The sequence below is a fragment of the Halobacteriovorax sp. RT-2-4 genome (genome assembly GCF_047085445.1).
Classification (GTDB): Bacteria; Bdellovibrionota; Bacteriovoracia; order Bacteriovoracales; family Bacteriovoracaceae; genus Halobacteriovorax_A.
On sequence record NZ_JBKIXY010000002.1, the window covers coordinates 400,989 to 422,719 of the forward strand.

The window sequence follows — 21,731 nt, forward strand, 5'->3', positions numbered from 1 at the left end:
GAAAATTCCCCACTTATAGATACTGTGAAATTAAGCTACTTTAATTTTTGGATTTAGAGTAAATTTGCAATTCATTGAATTGGTAACAAGGCACTTGTGTTGAGTTTCCTCTAATAACTTTAGATAATCATCAACATTTTCCTTACCGCGAACAACAAGGTGTGGTTGAATTTCAACTGTTGTGAATGTAAGCTTCCCATCTTTTCTTTCGAGCTTGGCATCTGCTTTTACATCGAGGGTATCCCAATCCATTTTTCGGGCCTGGGCCAGGGCCTTAAAGCTTAAGAGGTAGCAACTTGAAATACTTGCTGAAAATAAATCTTCAGGAGACCACTCTCCTTCTGGTCCTTTAAATTCAGGAGGAGCTGTCGCTTCCAAATTCTGTTTACCTTTAGAAGAAATCTTCATTCTTCCATCATTTCTCTCACCGTGGGTGTTGGTACTGTAAATACTCATATATACTCCAATGTTCTCGTTATCTTGCTATCTTAAAGTCTTTTGGGAAGCAGTGGCCTTAAAGAATTCCTTATTTTTGTTTAACAACTAAACAAGGCCATAATCTTTGAAGCTTGAAAGAATTGAAAACAGATTCAACTTGCACTACAAGCAAAAACCTAAGCTACGTCATCTTTTTTTTGCTCATATTCTTCTAATATTGCCCTTAGGAGTAAAAAATATGATTAAAGACAGTCTTGTTCAAAAATATAATGTACCAGTTCCACGCTACACAAGCTTTCCAGCAGTGCCCTATTGGACGGGAGCACCATCTCAGGAGATGTGGTTTGAACACCTCAAAGAAGGTTACGATAAGTCTCAAGGAGTAGAACTCTATATCCATGTCCCATTTTGTGAAAAACTTTGTTACTACTGCGGTTGCCATCGAGTTATTTCTAAGAATAAAAATCGCGGTATTGAATATGTTGATTTTCTCTTAAGAGAATGGGAACTCTATCTCGAACAAATGGGTGATATTAATATCTCGTCAATTCACCTTGGTGGCGGAACACCTAATTTCTTAAATGAAGAAGCATTTTCTACTTTATTAGATAAATTAAAGGAGTCGATTGATGCTAAAGAGTTTAAAGGCTCAATTGAGATAGACCCACGTACTTGTTCAAAATCGCAACTAGACCTTTATAAGAAGCTTGGATTTAGTCGATTATCAATGGGAATACAAGATTTTGATCCAGTTGTTCAAGAGGCAATTGGGCGTATCCAACCTTTTGAAAAAGTAAAAGAGCTTGTGGACTATTGTCGTGAAATTGGAATTGATGACATAAACTTTGATTTAATCTACGGCCTTCCTTATCAGACACTCGATACAGTTGAAGCAACAATCGAGAAGGTCATTTCACTTAAGCCGTTACAAATTGCATTCTATAGCTATGCCCACCTTCCATCTAAGATTAAAAATCAAAAGTTAATCCCAGAGGAGGCTCTTCCAGAAGGAGCACTTAAGCGAGCTCTTTATGAACATGGCAAAGGTCTACTTGAAAATCATTCTTACAAAGAGATTGGGCTAGATCACTTTGCAAAATCAAATTCACAGCTTTATCAAGCAAAGCAGGAAGGAAAACTAAGAAGAAACTTTATGGGTCATACTCATAAAAGTTCACCAATAATTATTGGCCTTGGTTGCTCTTCAATATCTTCTTCAGCAAAAAGCTTTGTACAAAATGAGAAGAACGTAAAAACTTATTTCGAATCAATAAGTAAGAGAAGGCTTGCCATTTCCACAGGCCATATCCACACGCAAGAAGATATCGTTGTAGAAGAGATCTTACAAAATTTCTTTGCGACAAATAGCGTTTCAAAGAAAGACTGGCAAAGCCTCAAGAATGCTTCACACATTAATAGTAAAATTTGCGAACTAGAAGAAGATGGCCTGATTACAAATAGTGATAAAATAATTGTCACTGATGATGGCAGACCATTTATGAGAAATATTGCGAGTATCTTTGATCATCATTTGATGAGATCAAAACAAAATAGTGGTTCACGTGCACTATAGATAGAAATCTATCGTAAGCATTGTCATCACACCAATAATTACGCCAAGAGTTGCATTTCTCTCATGCCCTTGCCTAAAAAGCTCGGGTAGCATCTCTTGGCAAATTACAAATAACATTGTCCCTGCAGCAAAACCTAGTGCAATCGGAAGACTTTGAGTTGATATACTAGTTGCTAAAAAACCAACACCTGCAGCAACTGGTTCTACAAGGCCAGAAAGTAAGGCCATCAAGAAAGCACGGTTCTTAGTTGCACCTTCATTTAAAATTCCAAAAGCAATAACAAGTCCTTCAGGAATATTTTGTAAAGCAATGGCCAGAGCAAGCGCCATTCCTCCAGCATGATTTCCACCACCGAACCCCACTCCAACAGCAAGGCCCTCAGGTATATTATGAAGCGCGATGGCCAAAGTGATTAACATAACCCGACTTAGTTTGCGCTCGTGGCCACCAAGCTCCATATCGCTTTTCTTATTAATATGTTTATGGGGTATTAGATCATGAACAAAAATGATGAAGACATAGCCTAAGAATAGACTTAATAGAAAAATAGGCATTGCCATTGAAGCAGAATAGAGTTTCTTTGCCTCTTCCAAACCAGGGGTTATCAGTGAAACAAATGATGCAACTAGCATGACTCCTGCACTAAAGCCCATTGCGATATCAAGTATTTCTTTTGAATAATGCTTCTTCAAATAGATAGGTAATGCACCTATTCCTGTTGCAAGGCCCGCAACTAATACTCCAGAGATGGCCATATAATTTGCACTCATAAACTCTCCTCTTCCCCTCTGTTTAAAGGAGAATATATTAATTTTACGGAAATTCTGCGCCAGACAATATTCGATTAAACTAAAGCTTTGATAGTTATTAACTATCAACTATAAGCTCTTGATAATTTGCATATTTTTACAATCTAATGGATAATTTAAGTCACACAACACACATCGACAGGGAGCACACATGAGTCAATTGACGCCACAACAAAAAGAAGAATTACTAGCGGAAATCACACTTCTAGAAGGACAACTTACTGGAAATATGATGGAAGATATGGATATTCGTGGCAGAATTCACAATATTAAAATGAAGCTTGATGGCGTAAAACCACCAGAAAGTTTTATCGATTGTATCGGTTGTGGTTCATAAAAAAACTTAACCTAACGATCAAACTCACTTTTTAATAAAGATATAATCTGATAAATAGCGAATCTGGACTCCCTAAGATGAGGCATTTCAATAAATCCGTGCATCATCTTAGGGTATTCGAAATAGCGGTATGGCCTATTTTCTTCTTTTAGACGATTCTTTAATTCCTTGGCATCTGGGTAAAGAATATCGTGAGTACCTGTAAAAATATTTATCTCAGGCAGATCATCTAACTCCCCTCGAAGTGGACTAATACGATAATCATCCTCTGCAAGATCTTCAGCGAAGATATGACCTAATTCTCTTATCCCCTTTCGATCCAATACCATTTCATGCTCATCAATATCCTCAATTTCAGGATTACTCATACTAATATCAAGCCAAGGAGAAAGTAATATGATCGAAGATGGAAGAGGATTACCTTCATTTCTCATTTGCTCACATAGTGCAAGTGCAAGACAGCCTCCTGCCGCATCTCCCATGACAATAATATTTTCGGCCCCTACTCTTTGTGCTGTTTTCTCAAAAGACTCCCTAATCATCGACAGAGCGTCTAAAACACTGCCATGAGGAACGAGCGGGTAATCAGGCACGATGATTTCGATATCAATATTTCTCATCAATTGAGTTAACAAATGAAATTGGCCGACATTCATATTGTAGATAAATGCTCCACCGTGAATATAGAAAACAGTTTTTAGGCATTCTTTTTTTATTGGACGAAATTGAAAGAGATTTCTATTTTGAATTTGCATACAATGAATATCAAACTCGTGATAAAAAGCACGAGGTATGCTTGCTTCATTTGGTATTGGGTCTTCTTTTTTCTTTTCAATAATTTTAGAAAAAATTTTTCTTAGCTGTAGAATTCGAAGACTACCTTTTGAAACAAAGGAACCAAAACTTTCATCCTCTTGGTAACGAAACTCTGTATCGATTGGATAGTGATCTTTTTTTAATGCCTTATTTCCCATAAGTTTAATATCGGTGAGATACCCATGGGGCCACAGATAAGAATGGCCAAATTCTCTTTAACCCAGAATTAAGACTCGCTGCAACACGACTCACAGAACCTCACAAAACACTAATATTTCAAAAATATTGTCCTAAAACTAAGTAAATTGTATCTAGTGTCACAACTTACAAAACACAATGTTTTGTCAATTTTAACCCGCTGTACTATGTAGAGTAGTAACTTAGGAGCTTATCTATGAAAACTTTATCGCTAATTGTTTTATCAATGTTAATTCCTGCTTTTGCTAGCGCAAATGCTCCAGAGCTAAAGAGCTACTTTAATGATCTAAGAAATGACTACAAATTATTCAAAGACTGTAACCTATATGACATTTACAGTAATCAAGATCTAAGCGCTGGTGATGAAGCACAAAAATGTTATGAATTCAAAATCACGAAAATAACATTTAAAGTTGCTGAGATCCTAGGCGGAGAACTTGAGCTAATTAATATCCATGATGATACAAGCTTTGATATGAAGTTCACTTTGGCAAAGGCACTTCGCTCAAAAGACTATATGGGTGGACGCTATACTTCACCAGATGGTGAGTACGGATCATCAACAGGTTTTAAAAATGCATATAAAGTTGGCGACCTCTACCTTTTTCAATACGAGTCGACAGGTGGAGAATGGGATAATATGCACATAACAACGAAGTACTTTCTACTTAATAAAGCGGGTGAATTACTTGGAAGATATAGCGTAAGTGCTTCAATCGATTAATGAATCTAAAATTTAAAAAGCCCCTCACGCATGAGTAGAAGATGAGGGGCCCCCTAGATTTCTCTAGATTATTTATGTAACGCAGAGAGAGTTATTGCGTTTACACAAGCATTAAATCTTCAAAGGCAGAAAGACCTGCTTTGGCCCCTTCTCCCATTGCGATAATAATTTGTTTATAAGGTACGATTGTTACATCTCCGGCCGCATAAATACCTTTCTGACTTGTACGACACTTATCAGTTACAACAATTTCCCCAAACTTATTCTTTTCAACAAGATCCCCAAGGAAGCCACTATTTGGCACAAGTCCGATCTGAACAAAGACACCATCAAGGTCAACTTTTTTCATCTCACCTGTTGCACGATCTTCATACTCTAGACCAATTACTTTTTCCCCGTCCCCTACAACTCTTTCTGTACGAGCATTTTTAACAATCGTAACATTTGATAGAGATTCTAATTTCTTTATAAGAACAGAGTCAGCTTTAAGCTCAGGTGCAAATTCAAAAAGAGTAACAGACTTTACAATACCAGCAAGATCAATGGCAGCTTCAACCCCTGAGTTACCACCACCAACTACACTGATGTCCTTGCCTTTGTAGTAAGGCCCATCACAGTGTGGGCAATAAGCAACACCACGACCGATATATTCTTTTTCACCGTCAACACCAAGCTCACGCCATTTAGCACCTGTTGCAATAATAAGTGCTTTAGTTTGAACAGTTTCTCCACTATTTAGAAATAATGTTTTCACATCACCATTTTCAATATTATCAACGCGGCGATGCTCAAGTGTTTTAATATCATACTGTGACATATGTTCATTAAGGGCCGCAGATAAGTGCGGACCTTCTGTATATGGAATTGAAATAAAGTTTTCGATACCTTTAGTATCTTGCATCTGACCACCAATGCGATCAGTAATAACGGCCGTTTTAAGCCCTTTACGAGATGAGTAGATTGCAGATGAAACTCCAGCAGGGCCTCCTCCAATAACGATAACATCGTATAGGCCAAGATCTTTCGTTTCACTTGAAATAGATGCTTCTTCTTTACCAAAGCGTGCTTCTAGCTTTTCAAGTAAATCAACAAGTGATGACTTTCCAGAGTGTACGAGATCATCGCCATCAATAACACTTGGAACACCTTGTATCTTAAGTCTTGCAATCTCATCTTGCTCAAACTCTCCATCAACCATTTCGTGAGAGAAGTCCTCTTTAAAGATGGCCATTAGATTTAGCGCCTGAACGATATCAGGACAATTTTCACAAGATAGTGAAATATATGTTTTAAGGCTTATCTCACCTTTAAGTGCTTTAATTCGATTAATAATCATCTCATCAGGAAGCTTTCCTTTAAGATCACTATTTAAGATAGCAAGGATAAGTGAAGTAAACTCATGCCCACCTGGAATTCCTGAAAACTTAATTCCATTTGCCTTGCCGTTCACATGAATTTCAAAATGTGGATAGTCGTAATTTTGTCCACTAGACTTTGCCACAACCTTTGGAGAAGTAGTCGCAATACTCTCTAGCATCTCAACAAGCTCTTGTTGTTTAGCATGTGCTGACTCATTGTAGACAAGACCAATCTCACTCTCTAGCTGAGCATAGACTGACTTTAATTGTTCAATGATTCCACTATCTAACATAATTACTCCAATCAAATTTTAGGACAGGCCCAAGCAATAAAGCCTGGGCCCAAAATATCGTTGAGAAAAAATCTTAGATTTTTCCTACAAGGTCTAAACCTGGCTTAAGTGTTTCAGCACCTGGCTTCCACTTAGCTGGACATACTTCATCTGGGTGAGCTGCGATGAACTGAGCAGCTTGCACCTTTCTCATTAGTTCGTCAGCATTACGTCCAATTCCATTGTCGTGAATTTCAGCAAGTTTGATTTCACCTGCTGGGTTGATTAGGAAAGTCCCTCTGTAAGCAAGACCTTCTTCTTCGATATGAACACCAAATGCTCTTGTAAGCTTACCAGTTGGGTCAGCTAGCATTGGATACTTAATTTTCTTGATTGTATCTGAAGTGTCATGCCAAGCTTTGTGTGTGAAGTGAGTATCAGTTGATACAGAGTAAACCTCTACACCCATTTTTTGGAATTCTTCATACTTATCTGCCATGTCACCAAGTTCAGTTGGGCATACAAATGTAAAGTCTGCTGGATAGAAGAAAAGGATTGACCATTTTCCTTCTAGATCATTAGCAGTAACAGTTTTGAACTCTTCATTGTGGTAAGCTTGTACACTGAAATCTTGTACTTTTGTGTTAATTAAAGTTTGCACTATTCATCTCCTTTAGAAGTTTTAATAAGTGATATTCTACTTATAAGATTCTTCCATCAGAGGTGATTTTTATCTAATATTAATTATCTAATGCTTGATAGATGACACCTATGAAGCCATGCAGCAACACAGGTGCATATGTAATTGTAATCGTTTAAAACTTAATTAGTTTAATCTAGATGATAGATTTCCATGATATTTTCTAGAGTTTTTTCAAAGTCGATATTTAAATCTTTAAGCTCTCCCGAGTGAACATCAAAGACCCAACCATAAACTTTTAGGCCTCTTTCACGGTTCGCTTTTTGTACGGCAGCCGTTTTAATAGCATTGATACATTGCTCTTGAACATTAAGCTCAACTAGACGCTCATAGCGCTTGTCTTCATCTTCAATTGCATTAAGTTCATTTTTATGAGTACGATAAACATCGCGAATATTTCTAAGCCATGGATTTAGAATTCCAAGGTCTTGGCTTTCCATTGCGGCCTTAACACCACCACAACCGTAGTGCCCACAAACAATGATATGATCAACTTTTAAGTGATCAACAGCATAGTTTAGAACACTCATTACATTAAGATCGATACTGATAACCATATTGGCGATATTTCTGTGAACGAAGATCTCACCAGGCCCGGCACCCATTACCTCTTCGGCCGTAACACGAGAGTCAGAGCATCCGATATAAAGAAAATTAGGATTTTGTCCTGCACCTAATTTATCGAAGTATTTTTCGTCTTGCTTTAATTTAGACTGAACCCATTCTTTGTTATTTTCAAAAATCTTTTTGATATCCATATAACTCACCTATTTCTTTTTTTGCAAAATCATAAGTGAATAAATTGGATTTGCCAATTATAGCCCTTCTAGCAGGAATTTCACTGCAAGGCTTTGTAAAATTATCGCTGCAATGATGCTAAAAACTGGCCCTAACTTATCAGAAGCACGTTTAGCAATGCTCATTCCCACGATTGTCGAACAAAATGCCCAAACTCCAATTGAAGTAATATACGGAGTTAAAACTTTACCCGATGCGCCAATTGTCACCCCAACAGCAAATGCGTCAAGGCTTGTGGCAAATGAGACGAGGATAACCTTTAACAGACTATGGAATTGTTTTGGCTTCTCTTCTTCATCACCATTCTTACCACTTAGCTCTTCATAGCCCTCATAGGCCATGTGTATAGCAACAGCTGTTAAGAGACCAAACGAAATCCAATGATCGATATAATCGAATTGAGCAATAACTTTCGCACCAGCGATAGCACCAATGAAAGCAACAAGAGCTTCAGCACCACCAGATGAGAACGCAAATTTCAGAGTATCGCTGAATTTATGAGGTCTTGCCCCCATTGCAACAGCAGCAGAAAAAGAGTCGGCACACAGAACAAGCCCAATAACTATAACTTCAAAATAATTAATCATAGAACCTTTATAATACGTAGAGCTATTACAGGCAATTATTAAAATACTATTCGATTTGTTAAATATTTACTATTGTCCTTATAGATGAAAATATTATTAGCACTGCTTATCTCAACCTTCTCGTTGGCAACAAATTCTTTTGTTGATGAAGTTGATACTTACTTTCAAAGTAATGAATTAACTAAAGTTCGAAATCAGTCTGAGTTTCAAATCGATAAGTGTCACACTCAATTAGAAAACCAAAACTCCTTTGGTGAGACTCTCCACTATTTCATAAAGGACTTATCATCAAAGAGATCAACGTTTCTTCACGTAAGCAGTATTTATAAGATGCCTACAAAGATGGAAGATCAAGAGCGAGTCGGACTTTTAAGTCATCCGCTATGTCCCGTAACAAAAGAATCTCTATCAAAGACGATTAAGAATATACCAGATGAGATGACGATTGAATTGGCCAATCGTTTTGCTCGTGAACATAATGAGCTTAGAGAGCAAGAAGATCGCGAAGAGCTTCAACAGCTATGGGGAAAATTCTTTGGCTGCCTTGCTTACACTGAAAGTTTAACGACAGCGGACTTCGCTGCGAGTGAGAAACTCGCAAAGAAATATGCTCCAAAAAATTACAAAAGACCTCAAGGGGTAAAATTCTATTACGATAAATGGCAGCCAAAAGTGAGTCGTTTAAATATTGGCCTCTATCAATTCACGCCAAACTATGGTGGAAATATAAAACCTTGTGTGGATTCATGGAATCATTATTATTCAAATGAAAGTTGTCAGATAAAGAATAAAAAGAAAGATGCGTTGATTAATGCTTTCGGTTCCACTACTCAGCATTTCAATGCTTATTGTGGAGTTCATAAAGTCATTGAAGCATTTTCAGTACAATTAAATACTTCAGAAAAAAGATTCACTCATCCACAAAATCAAGAAGGTGGAAAACTTAAGGGCGCAAGTGAAAGATGTGTCACTCCTCACTTCTATGCAGGTTGGTCATACAATCATTTTGGGCCACTACAGAACTCGACAAAGAATAATCTAAAGAAGCTTATGTCTTGTCTCTACAATTAAACACCAGTACAGCTTATAACAAGTTTACCTTTATCAAACTCAATTGACTTACGCCCTTCTACAGCTCCATCAAAAACGATAACTTCAGGAAGAATAGGTTCTACTTCAAACTTAGGCATTACTGAGTTTGCGAAGGGCTTTCCTTCTCTTAATTCAATGCGAAGGTACCCAGTTGAGATGACATAAGAGATCATATAATTGAAATGATTTCCCATCATCAAAGGAACTCCACCAGAGAGAATGCTATGCTTTACACCAGAAGCGGCACCTGAGTGGAGACGATTTAACTGATCAATATATGAAAAAGAACAAGATACATTATTGAAAGATGATTGCTCTTTTGCATCGACAACGAGAAGAGAGCTTAGATTATAAGTTCCTTCTTCAAGCCCTAATAGACCTAAGTATTCATGAAAAACGATCTTTAACTTTTCATGATCATTAAGTGACTCCCAACGTTGTTGATTAACGTGAATTTCTAAGGTCTCAGGAAAGTTCTTTGCAACAAAGCCACGCTCATTACGACAACGGTAATCACCGGCCCTTGAGCAAAGTTTATAATTCACAGAGAAGACTGCCGTCTTTTCAACAATTAAATCCAATAGATCAAGATTGATATCATCAAAGATACTATGCTTTGAGAAAAGAAGTGCCTGTTGCCCTTCAATTTGATCACGAAGCTTCGCTCCAATTTCAAAGAATTCAGCTGCGATATCATCACCACCATTTCCTTCTCTTCCAAGGCGCAATGCCTGATCAAGAATATTTTCGTCAATATTAAAATCTTCTGGACGATCTTTTAATATCTCTAAAACTTGAATTCTTTCTTCGATATTTTTCTTTAATAGAAAGCTCTTATTAATCTTTGTTTCTTCTAAATTAATCTCAGGCCTTGCAACCCTTAGACTTGCACGAATTTGTTTTGCCTTTTCGTTTGCTGAAGCAGAAAGCATCTGAGTTAGAAGAATCGATAAAATAATAAGTTTCATTTTCATAAGCTAAATCATATCGGCCAACTAAGAAATATTAGGCCCTTATGTAAAATATCTCCATGGTGTCCATATCTTAAGCAAACGCCAAGTTACTGATTTCACAGACTTTTATTATAGATTTTGTGACGATAACTTTATCTGGAACTTCCTTCAAAGATGCCTCATACTTATAGCTAATGGATTATTTAGAATTACTCACAAAAATACTTGAAGAAAAGAAATCAAAGAATAAACGCTTTTCAATGCGCTCCTTTGCTAATTACCTCGATATGGACCCAGGTCTTCTTTCTAAATACTTAAATGGTAAACGTGAAATTCCGGATGCCTTCATTGAATCAAGAGCTAAGCTACTGGGAATTACAGAAGAAGAGCTTTCTAAGATTAAAAAAGAAGTAAGATCTAAAGAGGTTATAAAGTCATTTCGCCTAAAAAATCCAAAAGAAGAATATACTCGTGTCGATATGATTCACCAAGAGGTCATAAAGAATTGGCAGTATTACGCTATCCTCGAGCTAATGAAAGTTAAAGGCTTCGATCCAACAGCAAAGTGGATTGCGGGAGAGCTCCATACGACTGAAGAGTATGCACAAAGCCTAATTGATGACCTTGTTGAAGCAAAGTTGTTAGAAGTTCGTGATGATGGTGATTGGCTAGATCTTACGGAAGGAAGCTCTACTCATGCTCTTAGTGATGAAGATATCAATATGGCCAACAAAGAATCACAACGTCGTATTCTTGATCTTGCAAAGCTTGCCATTGACGAAGTCACTCCCGAGTTTCGTGAGCAATCATCAATGATGATGGCAACTAATAAGAAAAAAATTGAAGAGGCAAAGGTGCTGATTAGGGACTTCAGGCGTAAGCTTTGTGATTTTCTAGAAGACACAAATGAATATGATTCAATCTATCAGTTAAGTCTTTCACTTTTTCCGCTCAGTGGGAAAAAGAAGAAATAACTCCTTAAAATTATTAAAAGCTGTAGTATTTATATGATGACAATCGAGGGTCAACACATTGGCCCCTGCTCATATTGAGCGCAGTCCTCCTTTCGATTACATTGGCAAAAAACAAAAGGAGAACAACATGAAAACTTTAATTTTAATTGCAACATTAATCCTATCGATCCAATCATTTGCTGCCGGAAAAATCAAACATGAAACTTGTAATGTTGTGATGGCAAAAGGTCCTTATTACGGAACATTTGCAAATTATGATATGCCAAAAGATTACTTTGATAAATTTAGACAAGCTTTTGAAAGTAAGGGATATAATGTTGTCGATCAAATGAGCATCGGAACTTATCATGATCATCCATATGTTCATCAAAATGCTAATGATCAAAAGGCCCTAGCTTTCTTTTATCGTGCTACTTACCAAATCATCTCCGGAGATCTTAGAGGTGAAAGCTCAGATGACCACTTATGCCGTATGAGTGTGGAGCTTTATAAAAATAATTATAAAGTGATCTCTAAGGAAGTAACAACAAGTACTGAAGTAAGCTTATTTAAAAATCAGTACAGAAAATCAATTTGTAATAAAGTATTTAGAAATTTCAAAAAATCGATTCCAAAATGTGAGATCAAATAAAAAAGGGCCTCTAAGGCCCTCTTCTAATTAACTGTATTCTTATAATATTTGATACTACCCTTCATTCCAAAGATCAAATGACCTTGGTCGAGAATCAGAGAATCCGCAAAAACACTTTCATCCCCAAACTCAATGGAATTAATCACTTTCCCGTCATTTAGGCCAAGATAAGAAATTTTACCCTTGCGATCAGAGAAAATAAGCTTTTCACCGTCATACTTAACTGACGAATAGTTGTAGCCAATTTTCTTCTCACGACTGGCGTACTTCCACTCTAGTTTAGAAGTAATGCTATTCCACGCATAGACTCTTCCATCAAAGTCATTAAAGACAATAAGGTCATCAAAAACAATTGGCTTACCAATGACAGGAGAATCGATACTGATAGAACTAACTTGTTGGCCAATAGAATTTAAACAGACAAGTCCACCTAGTTCAGACTTAACGTGAAGCTCCCCCTGAATAAAACAGATATTATCTCTTGTGGCCACTGGCCCATACCAACTTGAAAGTGGTAGTTCCTCTTTCCATAAAAGCTTTCCAGACTTTACATCTAGTTTGTAAGCATAAGGTCTTGCTTTACCAATAACCTCTTCAGGAACTCCACTTGCTACATAGACTGCATTATCCTTCACAAGAACAAAGGCATCCATGTGTCCACCTTTGTATTGCCAGATTAGCTCCATTGAATTTGGATCAATTGCATAAAGACCGTCACCACCAGCAGATTGAAAGAGGTAATCCTTCCCATCAATTTCTGTAATAACAGGAAAAATTTCAGTGTGACCTTTAGTTTGAAAAGAACCCACTACTTTCTTAGCAATAGGATCAAATTTATAAACCCTCATATGATGAGAAGCGTGAAGACCTTCTCCAAAATATAGGTATCCTTTATAATAGACTGGAGTTGGAGACAGAAACTTCCCAAAGAAAATCTTATTTTTAATAGCACCAGAATTAATATCAATGACAAAGAGATTTCCCTCTTTTGAGCCAACAAATAACTCATCACCAACTACAACACCAGAAGCAAAAATTCCTTCTTCGACACTTTGTTGCCAAATCATTCCTTCCTGTGCTTTTAAAGGAGCTTTTGAAAAACTAGTATCTTTATTCACCAACTCCTGCACAAAAAGAGGCACAGGGCCATGCTTTAAGTATTGATATGCTTCCATCCCACCATAAATAAGAACGTTAAAGATCATAGCAGAGATTAGAATCTTTGGTTTTAGTAAGACCTCAAGTAACTTCTTAGGGCCCTCGGCCTTTAACTTAATACCAAAAAGACCTGCAATAAATGTTGCAACGACAGTGATACCAGTACTTAGGAAAGCAAGAGGTAATAAAACAGTAGGAACAATTGAGTAACTAAAGTCGCTACATAAACTATTGCATGAGTTTAATTGATCCAGTATTTCCATCAACGAAAACATCTTCTCCACCTTTAAATTTTAAATGACACTGTTTAATTCCACTAACCGCAGGAATCCCCATCTCTCTGGCAACAATTGCACAATGAGATAAAACTCCTCCACGCTCAACTATTATTCCACTGGCCTTAGTAAAAACAGGAGTCCAGCCAGGGTCTGTTGACTGGGCCACAACAATTGCATTTTGAGGCCAATCAATTTCTTTCCAACTTGCAGGGTTACTAACCACCACGATCTTTCCTCTAACAACACCAGAAGAGAGCCCCTCACCAATGAGATCATTTGAGCTACTATCTTCTTTGCCATCAATGACGGCCTTAATTTCTTGCAAAGAAGTAACAGTTGAAAAATTAAAGTTCTTAAATAATGCTGCTCGCTCTTTTCTTTCTTTAATTAGCTCAAGCATTGATGATTCAAAACTTAATATTTCTTCTTTAGTAAGAAAGAAAATATCATTTTCATCTTCTAAATTAATCCTTCTTGCCTTTTCAAGAGCAAGAAAGCGTATATGAGCATAAGGTCTTAGAATGGCCATCTTCCACTTCTCTCTAAGCTCAAGTAATTGCTTTAAAATTTTCCATTCTTCTAAGATAAGAGTCTTCTTAAAAGACCTCATCCCCATAATTTCTGCTTCAACATCAATAAAGGAGTGAGAGTTTTTATCCTGTACATATTTTTCTAAGGGATAATCATAAAATGCATCATCACCTATTTCTGACCAGCGCTTAGCACTTAAATCTAATTCACCTGGTCCACGATGGCCGTAGCGAGCAAGAAAAAGGGGTCTGACATTAGGCTTTGCACAAGCTTTTTTGAAGTAAAGCCCCATATTGTATGTTTCAGAATTGATTCCCGCTCCAGACCACTTCTTAATCATTTGATCTGCTTCTTGCTCAGAATAAATACTTTTAAGAAGAGAAATCAATGTTTGAATTGTTGTTTCAGTTAGCGATATTAAAATGTACGGCCACTCTAAAGTTCGATTACTGAAAATTGTAATCTCTTTAGAAAGACGGCCATTAATATCTTCCTCACTCCAGTCTTTATAGATTGAAGGATCATTCGGTCGCTTTGAAATTGTTGTAATCTCCAGCAGCTCTTTTGAAGCTTGATCAATAACTTCCTGACGATGAGTATTAATCGAGAGTCCAACCTTGAGCATACGCCACATTGTTTGTGGTGTGCTAAAAAGAACCTTTGGAGTTATTTTTGAGAAATGAAACTTTAAGTGTGGCCTTGGCATTGGTTCAATCGAATAAGGAATAGGTCCAAAGTACATCTGCCCAAGTTTGCTCAGATTGATATAATTTCGTCCAAAGACTTCATCCATAATGGATTCATTACCTTTAAAGCCAACATAGCCTAATTTACGAAGGGCCTTATCAAAGGCTTGATCTTTTTTAAATGACTCTGACCATATCTGAGTAGTTAAAGTCGTAGGAGAAACAGTCCATTCTGCAAAAGTTTGTCCATCCCATACTGTATCATCAGAAAATGAGTGAGATAGTCTTTCAAGTTCATCATGGGCCAGTTTTTTAAGATTTGTAATTGAAGCCTTGGCAGTAATTGGCCTCGCTTGCAAAAGATAAACCTTACCTGCTTTATCAATTGCCCATTCAATATCAAAGTCATCTTGATATTTATCTTCCACAAGATTAGCGAAAGCAACAATCTCTTTTACTTGATCTTGAGTGATATGTTCACTCTGTGAATCTTCTTCACTTAGAATAATTGGAGTACGTTTACCAGAAACTAGGTCCTCACCGACTCCATCAATATATTCAAGCATCCAAGTTTTATACTTACCTCTTGGATCTTTAGAAAAGTAGACACCTGAATATGAAGGGTCAATCATACGCTGAACAACAACATTCATAGGAACTTCTTTATCAGATCCTAAAAAATGTTTTCGATAAGCTTTTGAGGACTCTTTATGAATAGAATTGAAACAATTTTCAATTGCGTGCTCAAGATCTGTATCGTTATTCACATATAAGAAAGTTGAGTTTTGACCTGCAAAACTATTCTCTTTTGAATCTTCACCTGTTGCTGAACTTCTGACAGCAAGTGAGTATTCTCCATCGCGAGCAAAGCTAAAAATTTCAGCTAATTCTTCTTTAGTTGGTAGAGCGTCTAAGATAATCCCATTAGGAACAACAATCCCCATTTGGGCCATCATTGCTAGCATATAGGCCTTGCCGCCAACTTCTTTCTTCTCTTCAGGGAGATCCTTAAAATAATACAACATAAACGCCTTCCTCTTCTTGATAAATTTATATCGTTTACGAGACAGTCATTACATGACAATCGTCACCTTTTGTCACATAAAATGCCAAAAATCAGGAAATTAGCGTCTTAATTATATCTGTTGAATCCTTAGGCCAAAAAGACGGTTCAGTTACGATGGCATTCTCATTGGATCTCTCAAACTTAACTTCATCATTAACTAAGCTCGGTATTAAATGAATTAACAATTCTTTAACATTCGAGACATTCTTATTAATGACATTTGTGATCTCCTCAAGAGAACATGCCTCATCTTTCCAGCAATCATAGTCCGTCACAAGAGCAACTGTTGCGTACGCCATCCCTGCTTCCTTTGCAAGATAGCTTTCAGGAACATTCGTCATGCCGATAACACTTGCACCAAAGCTGCGAAAAAGCTCAGACTCTGCTCGTGATGAATATTGTGGCCCTTCAATACAAATATAGCTTCCACCAAAGTGAAATTTTGTTTCGATCTTATCTGCTAATGTTTTAATTCGCTCAACAAGCCCCATTTCAATTGGCCCAGCAACAGAAACATGCCCCACAATACCATTTTCAAAGAAAGACCTTTTACGTAGTCCTTTAGTCCAATCAATGAATTGATCAGGAAGAAAGAAGTCACCAGGAGCAACTTCTTCTTTTAAAGAACCTACTGCAGATATAGAAATAACATGTGTAACGCCAAGTGATTTTAGCGCGTAAATATTTGCACGATAATTAATATCAGAAGGACTAATATGATGTCCTTTCCCATGGCGTGTAATAAAGTAGAATTCACTCCCATTGATTCTCAAATGATCAACATGACTACTTGGCATGCCAAAAGGAGTTTCAATATTTAATGATTCGACTTGTTCCATAAGGTCAAGATCATAAACACCACTTCCACCAATTACACCTATTTTCATATTACCTACTTATAAAACACTGCTAAGAATTGATTGTACTCACGACCGTTCTTTGTACGTGAATTAATTGTTTCGATCTTTACATTTAGATTTGCTTTATCTGCCCATGAAACGATTTCATCATTAGAAAATCCGAAATGTTTGACACCCATCCCTTTAGGGTCTGGATGAAAGCTTCCATCTTCTGATTCAAGATCAACGATGGCCATCTGACCACCTTCATTTAACATGGCAGCAAGTTTTGCAGTCATTTTTGCTGGCGAATCGAGATGATGAAATGTCATTGAGCTAATAATTAGATCAAATTTTTTATCAAGCTCTTGATTTTCTAAATCAATATTAATCGAATTAATATGATCAAAGTCACTCGATTTTTTATCAAATACCTCTAACATTCCTGTCGAAGTATCAACACCTGTAATACTTTTTGCATTATCAATGAACTCAAGACCAAAGAGACCAGTTCCACAACCAAAGTCAAGAAGGTCAACTTTTTGAGTCAGTTTCAGACGTTCTCTAGTTTTCTCTGCAAGTGTTTGCATTAGGGCAATCTTATCTTCAGAGTCCCAAGTGTTGGCTGCATGATTAAAATGTGACATATTTTTTCTCCATAAATGACTAATTTCTAAACGTTATAATATCTAATCAAAAAACATGTTAAAAGTCATATTTTTTCATCCTGTTCACCTTAAGATAAAGCTAAGAAAAAAAACATAAATGGTCGATAATATGGACATGAGGATGAGGCTCTTACTGCTATTTACAGGTATTATTACAATAAATACTTCAGTGCAAAGTAGCTCGTCCATAGAGTCTCACCAAGAATATGAAATAGCGGCCTGCCAAAGAATCACTTCAAATAATCATAACGATGAATACTATATTGGATGCGAAAATGGACGTATCAATTACTTTGATAATTTAACCTCACTGTCTAAGACTGCAAGTGCAATAGAAAGAAGTATTTATGAAGACAACATTCTAAGTGAACTTAAAGAATATACCATTAGTGAGCTAAAGAGAAACAAATCATACTTAGAGAAACTAAGAGAATGCTTACATAATTCTCGTCCGGAATGTCTTAAGATTAGAGAGACAATACTTAAGACAATTAGAACGGAAATTCCAAAACTAAGAGCAACCATGTCCATGATGGTTCCACCACCTAATTATCAAGGGATGATGCCAACACTTTATAATGCTTCAATAAAGCATAAGTTTCAAAATAAAGATTTGAAATCTCTTACTAAAGACGAGAAATTAAAAATTGAAGAAGAAGCAAACGCGATAAAATATCACTTTACACAAAGCTGGTTCAAAGAAAATGCTGATAAGAATAAGTGTATTGAACAAATATCTCCTACTTCATATCGCTTTATCCCCTCAAAGGGGCGATACACTTGTGAGTCCTTTCATCAAAATAAACTCACTAAAGCAGTGAAAAATAAAATGTCAAAGTACCGTGATCAATTAAAAAGTGAATATCACGAAAAATTAGCAAAAAACCCAATACTCGCACATATCGATCTTAGAGGTAACGAAGACAACAAAGAGATACTTAATGAAGTTACAAAAGTAATTTCAAAGTTGAGTGAGCAAACGAAACAATCAATTGATAAGCTTACACAACAAGATAAAGAGGATGATGTAACGTTAATTCGAAATGATAATATCCTAAACTCATTTATAAAAAATCGTGGTGCGACGAAAGTTTTGTGCGATATTTCGCAAGACTTGAAGGATCAAGAAGACTTCAATGAGATAAAAACAGATCTTGCTCTTGCTGGTGCTGCCTTAATAGGCGGTGGAATTTGTGCCTTCACGGCCGGTGTTGGATGTATTATTGGAGTTGGTATTGCTTCCGAAACGATTGGGATAAGTATTGCGCAAAATCGTTATGAAGATGCGGCATTAGCATTCAATTCAGGTTTAACAACCGCCAGACATTATGAAGATCGAAAATTTGAAAGAGATTTCACCCTTCTACTTGCCCCTCTTTCAGTAACAGGAGAACTCGTAGGTAGCGGCGTAAAAGTTGCAACAAAAGCAATTCGCTACACTCCTTCAGGCACAGGTATCGATTATGACTTAAATGGAATAAGGAAAAGAGACCTCTATCGTCAGTCTGTATTTAATGACCCAAGTTATAAAATAACATCTAAGACAGACTTTATCACAAAGTATGAAAACTATGTCCTTACAGGAGTAGAGCTGAACGGACGTTGGATTAAAAATGCCAGCGCAACAAATGCATCTCTCTATTTAGATATTGAAAATTCAGCACTTAAAAGACTTAATGATACGATTGGAGATAAAAGTCTTGTCACAGCTCTAACAAATGCACATAAAACTATTGTTGCGACTAAAATAAATGAGCTTTTAAAGAAGTACCCAAATATTGATATTGAAGTATATTCGGACTTCAAGTCGATGCGTTTTGCATTTGCACCAAAAGAACTATCAAGTGATATTAAAGCACAACTAACTAAAGAATTAAATAGCGTCTACCAAGAAGCAAATAGTGAATTTGCCAACATGGTAAAGACAATGGAAGGAATACCAGCAAATGAAAACATAAGGGGTTGGTTTCAGGCCGGCATTGGAGAAACTGCAGACGAAGCAGGACAGGCAGCAAAGAGAAGTCGCTCAATAGATCGTTCAGGACAGATTGCAAATTTTCAAAAAGTAAAATTCACAATAGAGGAAGAAGTTAAAAATATCACTAAGTACAATACTAAACTCAATACAAACCATCCACTATCTAGAGTAGGACTTATTGAGAAGGTTGGGCAATCACAAAACTATATTCCAACACTTGAAGTATTTGAGGTTGCAAGAAAAATAACTGGTCCACTAAATGGCCATGGCGAAACACTGGCAAATGAACTCAATCGTCGCTTTGGAAGCAAGCTATCAATCCAAGATGGCCAAGATCTTATGAATTACATCAGAAATCTCGATTCTTTAACTCCTGGACTTTGGTTAAAGCAACGAGTAAACGCAAACCTAAACGCAGCAAGTTTTGGTGGCATGTCAGGTGATATCACAGGAATGGGTGCAAGAAATATACGTCAAGTTGCACTTGATATATTGAGAACTGAAAACCAATCCCCTAGGGATATCATTAAAGCAACGAGAGCAGGTGAACAACAGGTTACAGCTACATTTGATCAGATTAAAACTAAATTTAACCAAATCGTAAAAGATGTCTTAGATGAAAGACAAATTGAATATTTTGACGCTTGCAGTGGTGACGATTGTGTCATGATACCTTCAAAACAACTAACAGCTAAGGATGAGATTGCACTTGTTAGTCGGTTTTCTGCCCAAGAAAATCCATCGCAATATCGACTAAGCTTTATTCCATCAGGTGTGAAACAAAGTGAACGTACAAATTTGGCCGTCCACGGTGAATTAGTTGAAAAGCATCTTAGAAAGATTTTAACAGGTATTGGAGATGGAAAAATTCCTCACTCAAAGCTTAAGAACCTTACGATAGCTACTAAAATGCCATCTCAAATCAATAAGGGAAAAATAGATCTTATTATAGGTGTAAAAGAGCGACTTGAATTTACAAGACAAGAACAACTCCTCATCCAAAAAGCATTGAACGACTCTGTTGAGAAGGTAAATAAAGACCTAGATAGAGAAACACAGAAGAAAACGAGTAACTATAGTGCAGGTGCCTTGGCCTGGATATAATTACTTTAGGAGGTCTCTCTTTAAATCTGAATCCACAGGATATTCACCAATCCATGGAGCGTGGGCCAATGAATAAAGTTTCTTATCATCTTTTTTCTCTAGAATAACTTTTTCATTTTTTTTAATAATTACATCGTCACCATTAATCTTATAGATAGATATAATATCCCCTTCTGTTACATCGACACTACTTTCGACAAGATCCTTAAGTTGCTTATCAACATCTTTGTAGTTCTTTAAAGATTCTCTCCACCCCTTTTGAGATAAAGACTTATCAATGTCTCGCAAATACTTAATCTTTATTAGCTCTACCTTTTTATCAACACTTGTTAAATAAGACACCTCATAGACATCCCAAACAAAATAGGAAAGTACGCCTTTCCCAACTAAGCGTAAATCATTACTGACAGCACTTGCATACAAGGAAAGAACTCCAAGCAATAAAAGTTTACTAATTAATCTATTCATAGCTCACCACCTTTGCCTTTTTCAAAAACTTAAGAGCAATAAAAGTGAAATCAAACTCAAATTTCTTATCTGCAAAATTCAAGCTATGCTCGTTTGCATGATGATTATTTTGATACAGCTCCCCCATCATAAGAAAATCAATTATAAGTGTATTCTTTGAATGATCATCGAGATCATGATTACGATAGCCATATTTATGACCACACCAGTTCACAATAGCACCATGAATAGGACCTAAAAAGCTATGGATAGGAACAAGTAATAGATACCAATATGAATCAGTGAATAATAAATACATGAGCGCATATAACACGACAAAGAGCAACCTGACGAATACGGAATCGGCAATAGCAACAACACTAGGATACCTCTCTTCTTGTGTCTCTGCGCTCATGTACTCTCTATAAGTTTGTAACATCATAGAGATAATATTTTTACTAACAACAGGAGAATGCGGGTCTCCAACTACATCTGAATGCTTGTGATGATTTAAATGCAATGTACGGTAATGCTGTGGACGAAGAAAGCTTGGACCTTGCGAGAGAATCGTCAAGATTAAGAAAAACTTATCCCATGCAGGAGTTAGCTTACAAAGGCCATGCGAAATATAGCGATGTAAATAGAAAGACTGACAAAACAGCGATAAGTACCAATGTATAACTAAAAAGCTTATTGCAAAAACCATTACTTTCTC

Annotated in this window: 21 protein-coding genes; 7 read left to right on the plus strand and 14 right to left on the minus strand. The window is 36.6% G+C overall.

All coding sequences use genetic code 11. The annotated features are described in order from the left end of the window. Positions 1 to 30 precede the first annotated feature (30 nt). Complete coding sequence (locus tag ACMAYL_RS12315; RefSeq protein ID WP_103218195.1) at positions 31 to 456, minus strand: OsmC family protein; 426 nt, start codon at positions 454 to 456, stop codon at positions 31 to 33. 220 nt (positions 457 to 676) lie between these two features. Between ACMAYL_RS12315 and hemN the strand changes: the two genes are divergently transcribed. After that, positions 677 to 2,011: an oxygen-independent coproporphyrinogen III oxidase gene (hemN, locus tag ACMAYL_RS12320; protein WP_412470180.1), complete on the plus strand. Its 1,335-nt coding sequence runs from the start codon at positions 677 to 679 to the stop codon at positions 2,009 to 2,011. On the opposite strand, the gene ACMAYL_RS12325 is transcribed toward hemN, so the two are convergent. Beyond that, entirely contained in the window at positions 2,006 to 2,782 is a 777-nt protein-coding gene (locus ACMAYL_RS12325; protein ID WP_412463230.1) for a ZIP family metal transporter, read from the minus strand. The genes hemN and ACMAYL_RS12325 overlap by 6 nt on opposite strands. Positions 2,783 to 2,972: 190 nt before the next feature. On the opposite strand from ACMAYL_RS12325, the gene ACMAYL_RS12330 reads away from it, so the two are divergent. After that, complete coding sequence (locus ACMAYL_RS12330; RefSeq protein WP_021268045.1) at positions 2,973 to 3,158, plus strand: hypothetical protein; 186 nt, start codon at positions 2,973 to 2,975, stop codon at positions 3,156 to 3,158. A gap of 11 nt (positions 3,159 to 3,169) precedes the next feature. On the opposite strand, the gene ACMAYL_RS12335 is transcribed toward ACMAYL_RS12330, so the two are convergent. After that, positions 3,170 to 4,132 carry an alpha/beta hydrolase fold domain-containing protein gene (locus ACMAYL_RS12335; RefSeq protein ID WP_412471151.1) on the minus strand — a complete coding sequence of 321 codons (963 nt, stop codon included), beginning with the start codon at positions 4,130 to 4,132 and terminating at the stop codon, positions 3,170 to 3,172. A gap of 236 nt (positions 4,133 to 4,368) precedes the next feature. Between ACMAYL_RS12335 and ACMAYL_RS12340 the strand changes: the two genes are divergently transcribed. Next, positions 4,369 to 4,896, plus strand: a complete 528-nt coding sequence (locus tag ACMAYL_RS12340; protein ID WP_103218199.1) for a hypothetical protein — start codon at positions 4,369 to 4,371, stop codon at positions 4,894 to 4,896. 100 nt (positions 4,897 to 4,996) lie between these two features. Here the strand turns inward: ACMAYL_RS12340 and ahpF are convergent, their stop codons facing one another. The 4 genes from ahpF to ACMAYL_RS12360 form a co-directional block, all read right to left on the minus strand. Then, complete coding sequence (gene ahpF, locus ACMAYL_RS12345) at positions 4,997 to 6,547, minus strand: alkyl hydroperoxide reductase subunit F (RefSeq protein WP_412471152.1); 1,551 nt, start codon at positions 6,545 to 6,547, stop codon at positions 4,997 to 4,999. Positions 6,548 to 6,620: 73 nt separating this feature from the next. Then, on the minus strand, positions 6,621 to 7,187 hold the full coding sequence (gene ahpC / locus ACMAYL_RS12350; RefSeq protein ID WP_103218201.1) for an alkyl hydroperoxide reductase subunit C: 567 nt from the start codon (positions 7,185 to 7,187) through the stop codon (positions 6,621 to 6,623). Positions 7,188 to 7,357: 170 nt separating this feature from the next. Beyond that, the gene (locus tag ACMAYL_RS12355) at positions 7,358 to 7,984 is read right to left on the minus strand and encodes a carbonic anhydrase (RefSeq protein ID WP_103218202.1); all 627 of its coding nucleotides are present in this window, start codon (positions 7,982 to 7,984) and stop codon (positions 7,358 to 7,360) included. Positions 7,985 to 8,041: 57 nt separating this feature from the next. Next, positions 8,042 to 8,611, minus strand: a complete 570-nt coding sequence (locus tag ACMAYL_RS12360; protein ID WP_412470184.1) for a manganese efflux pump MntP family protein — start codon at positions 8,609 to 8,611, stop codon at positions 8,042 to 8,044. A gap of 84 nt (positions 8,612 to 8,695) precedes the next feature. On the opposite strand from ACMAYL_RS12360, the gene ACMAYL_RS12365 reads away from it, so the two are divergent. Beyond that, entirely contained in the window at positions 8,696 to 9,682 is a 987-nt protein-coding gene (locus tag ACMAYL_RS12365; protein ID WP_412471153.1) for a hypothetical protein, read from the plus strand. On the opposite strand, the gene ACMAYL_RS12370 is transcribed toward ACMAYL_RS12365, so the two are convergent. Continuing rightward, positions 9,679 to 10,677, minus strand: coding sequence for a hypothetical protein (locus ACMAYL_RS12370; RefSeq protein WP_412471154.1), 999 nt, complete (start codon positions 10,675 to 10,677; stop codon positions 9,679 to 9,681). The two genes, ACMAYL_RS12365 and ACMAYL_RS12370, sit on opposite strands and share 4 nt — an antisense overlap. Before the next feature lie 173 nt (positions 10,678 to 10,850). Here ACMAYL_RS12370 and ACMAYL_RS12375 point away from each other — a divergent pair, with 173 nt between their 5' ends. Then, positions 10,851 to 11,630 (plus strand): TIGR02147 family protein, encoded by a 780-nt coding sequence (locus tag ACMAYL_RS12375; protein ID WP_412463237.1) that lies wholly within the window; start codon positions 10,851 to 10,853, stop codon positions 11,628 to 11,630. A 127-nt stretch (positions 11,631 to 11,757) separates the two neighbouring features. Further along, a complete protein-coding gene (locus tag ACMAYL_RS12380; protein WP_412463238.1) occupies positions 11,758 to 12,261 on the plus strand; it encodes a hypothetical protein in 504 nt (167 codons plus the stop codon). 23 nt (positions 12,262 to 12,284) lie between these two features. Here the strand turns inward: ACMAYL_RS12380 and ACMAYL_RS12385 are convergent, their stop codons facing one another. The 4 genes from ACMAYL_RS12385 to ACMAYL_RS12400 form a co-directional block, all read right to left on the minus strand. After that, the gene (locus tag ACMAYL_RS12385; protein ID WP_412471155.1) at positions 12,285 to 13,694 is read right to left on the minus strand and encodes a PQQ-binding-like beta-propeller repeat protein; all 1,410 of its coding nucleotides are present in this window, start codon (positions 13,692 to 13,694) and stop codon (positions 12,285 to 12,287) included. Further along, entirely contained in the window at positions 13,648 to 15,939 is a 2,292-nt protein-coding gene (locus tag ACMAYL_RS12390; RefSeq protein ID WP_412471156.1) for a PEP/pyruvate-binding domain-containing protein, read from the minus strand. The genes ACMAYL_RS12385 and ACMAYL_RS12390 overlap by 47 nt, the downstream gene beginning before the upstream one ends. 91 nt (positions 15,940 to 16,030) lie before the next feature. Next, on the minus strand, positions 16,031 to 16,867 hold the full coding sequence (gene mtnP, locus ACMAYL_RS12395; RefSeq protein WP_103218206.1) for an S-methyl-5'-thioadenosine phosphorylase: 837 nt from the start codon (positions 16,865 to 16,867) through the stop codon (positions 16,031 to 16,033). Positions 16,868 to 16,872: 5 nt separating this feature from the next. Beyond that, complete coding sequence (locus ACMAYL_RS12400) at positions 16,873 to 17,466, minus strand: class I SAM-dependent DNA methyltransferase (protein WP_412471157.1); 594 nt, start codon at positions 17,464 to 17,466, stop codon at positions 16,873 to 16,875. A gap of 118 nt (positions 17,467 to 17,584) precedes the next feature. On the opposite strand from ACMAYL_RS12400, the gene ACMAYL_RS12405 reads away from it, so the two are divergent. Continuing rightward, positions 17,585 to 20,569, plus strand: coding sequence for a hypothetical protein (locus tag ACMAYL_RS12405; RefSeq protein WP_412471158.1), 2,985 nt, complete (start codon positions 17,585 to 17,587; stop codon positions 20,567 to 20,569). On the opposite strand, the gene ACMAYL_RS12410 is transcribed toward ACMAYL_RS12405, so the two are convergent. Further along, the gene (locus ACMAYL_RS12410; RefSeq protein ID WP_392992712.1) at positions 20,570 to 21,037 is read right to left on the minus strand and encodes a chalcone isomerase family protein; all 468 of its coding nucleotides are present in this window, start codon (positions 21,035 to 21,037) and stop codon (positions 20,570 to 20,572) included. Then, positions 21,030 to 21,722: a fatty acid desaturase gene (locus ACMAYL_RS12415; RefSeq protein ID WP_103218210.1), complete on the minus strand. Its 693-nt coding sequence runs from the start codon at positions 21,720 to 21,722 to the stop codon at positions 21,030 to 21,032. Before ACMAYL_RS12415 ends, ACMAYL_RS12410 begins: the two co-directional genes overlap by 8 nt. Positions 21,723 to 21,731: the final 9 nt, after the last annotated feature.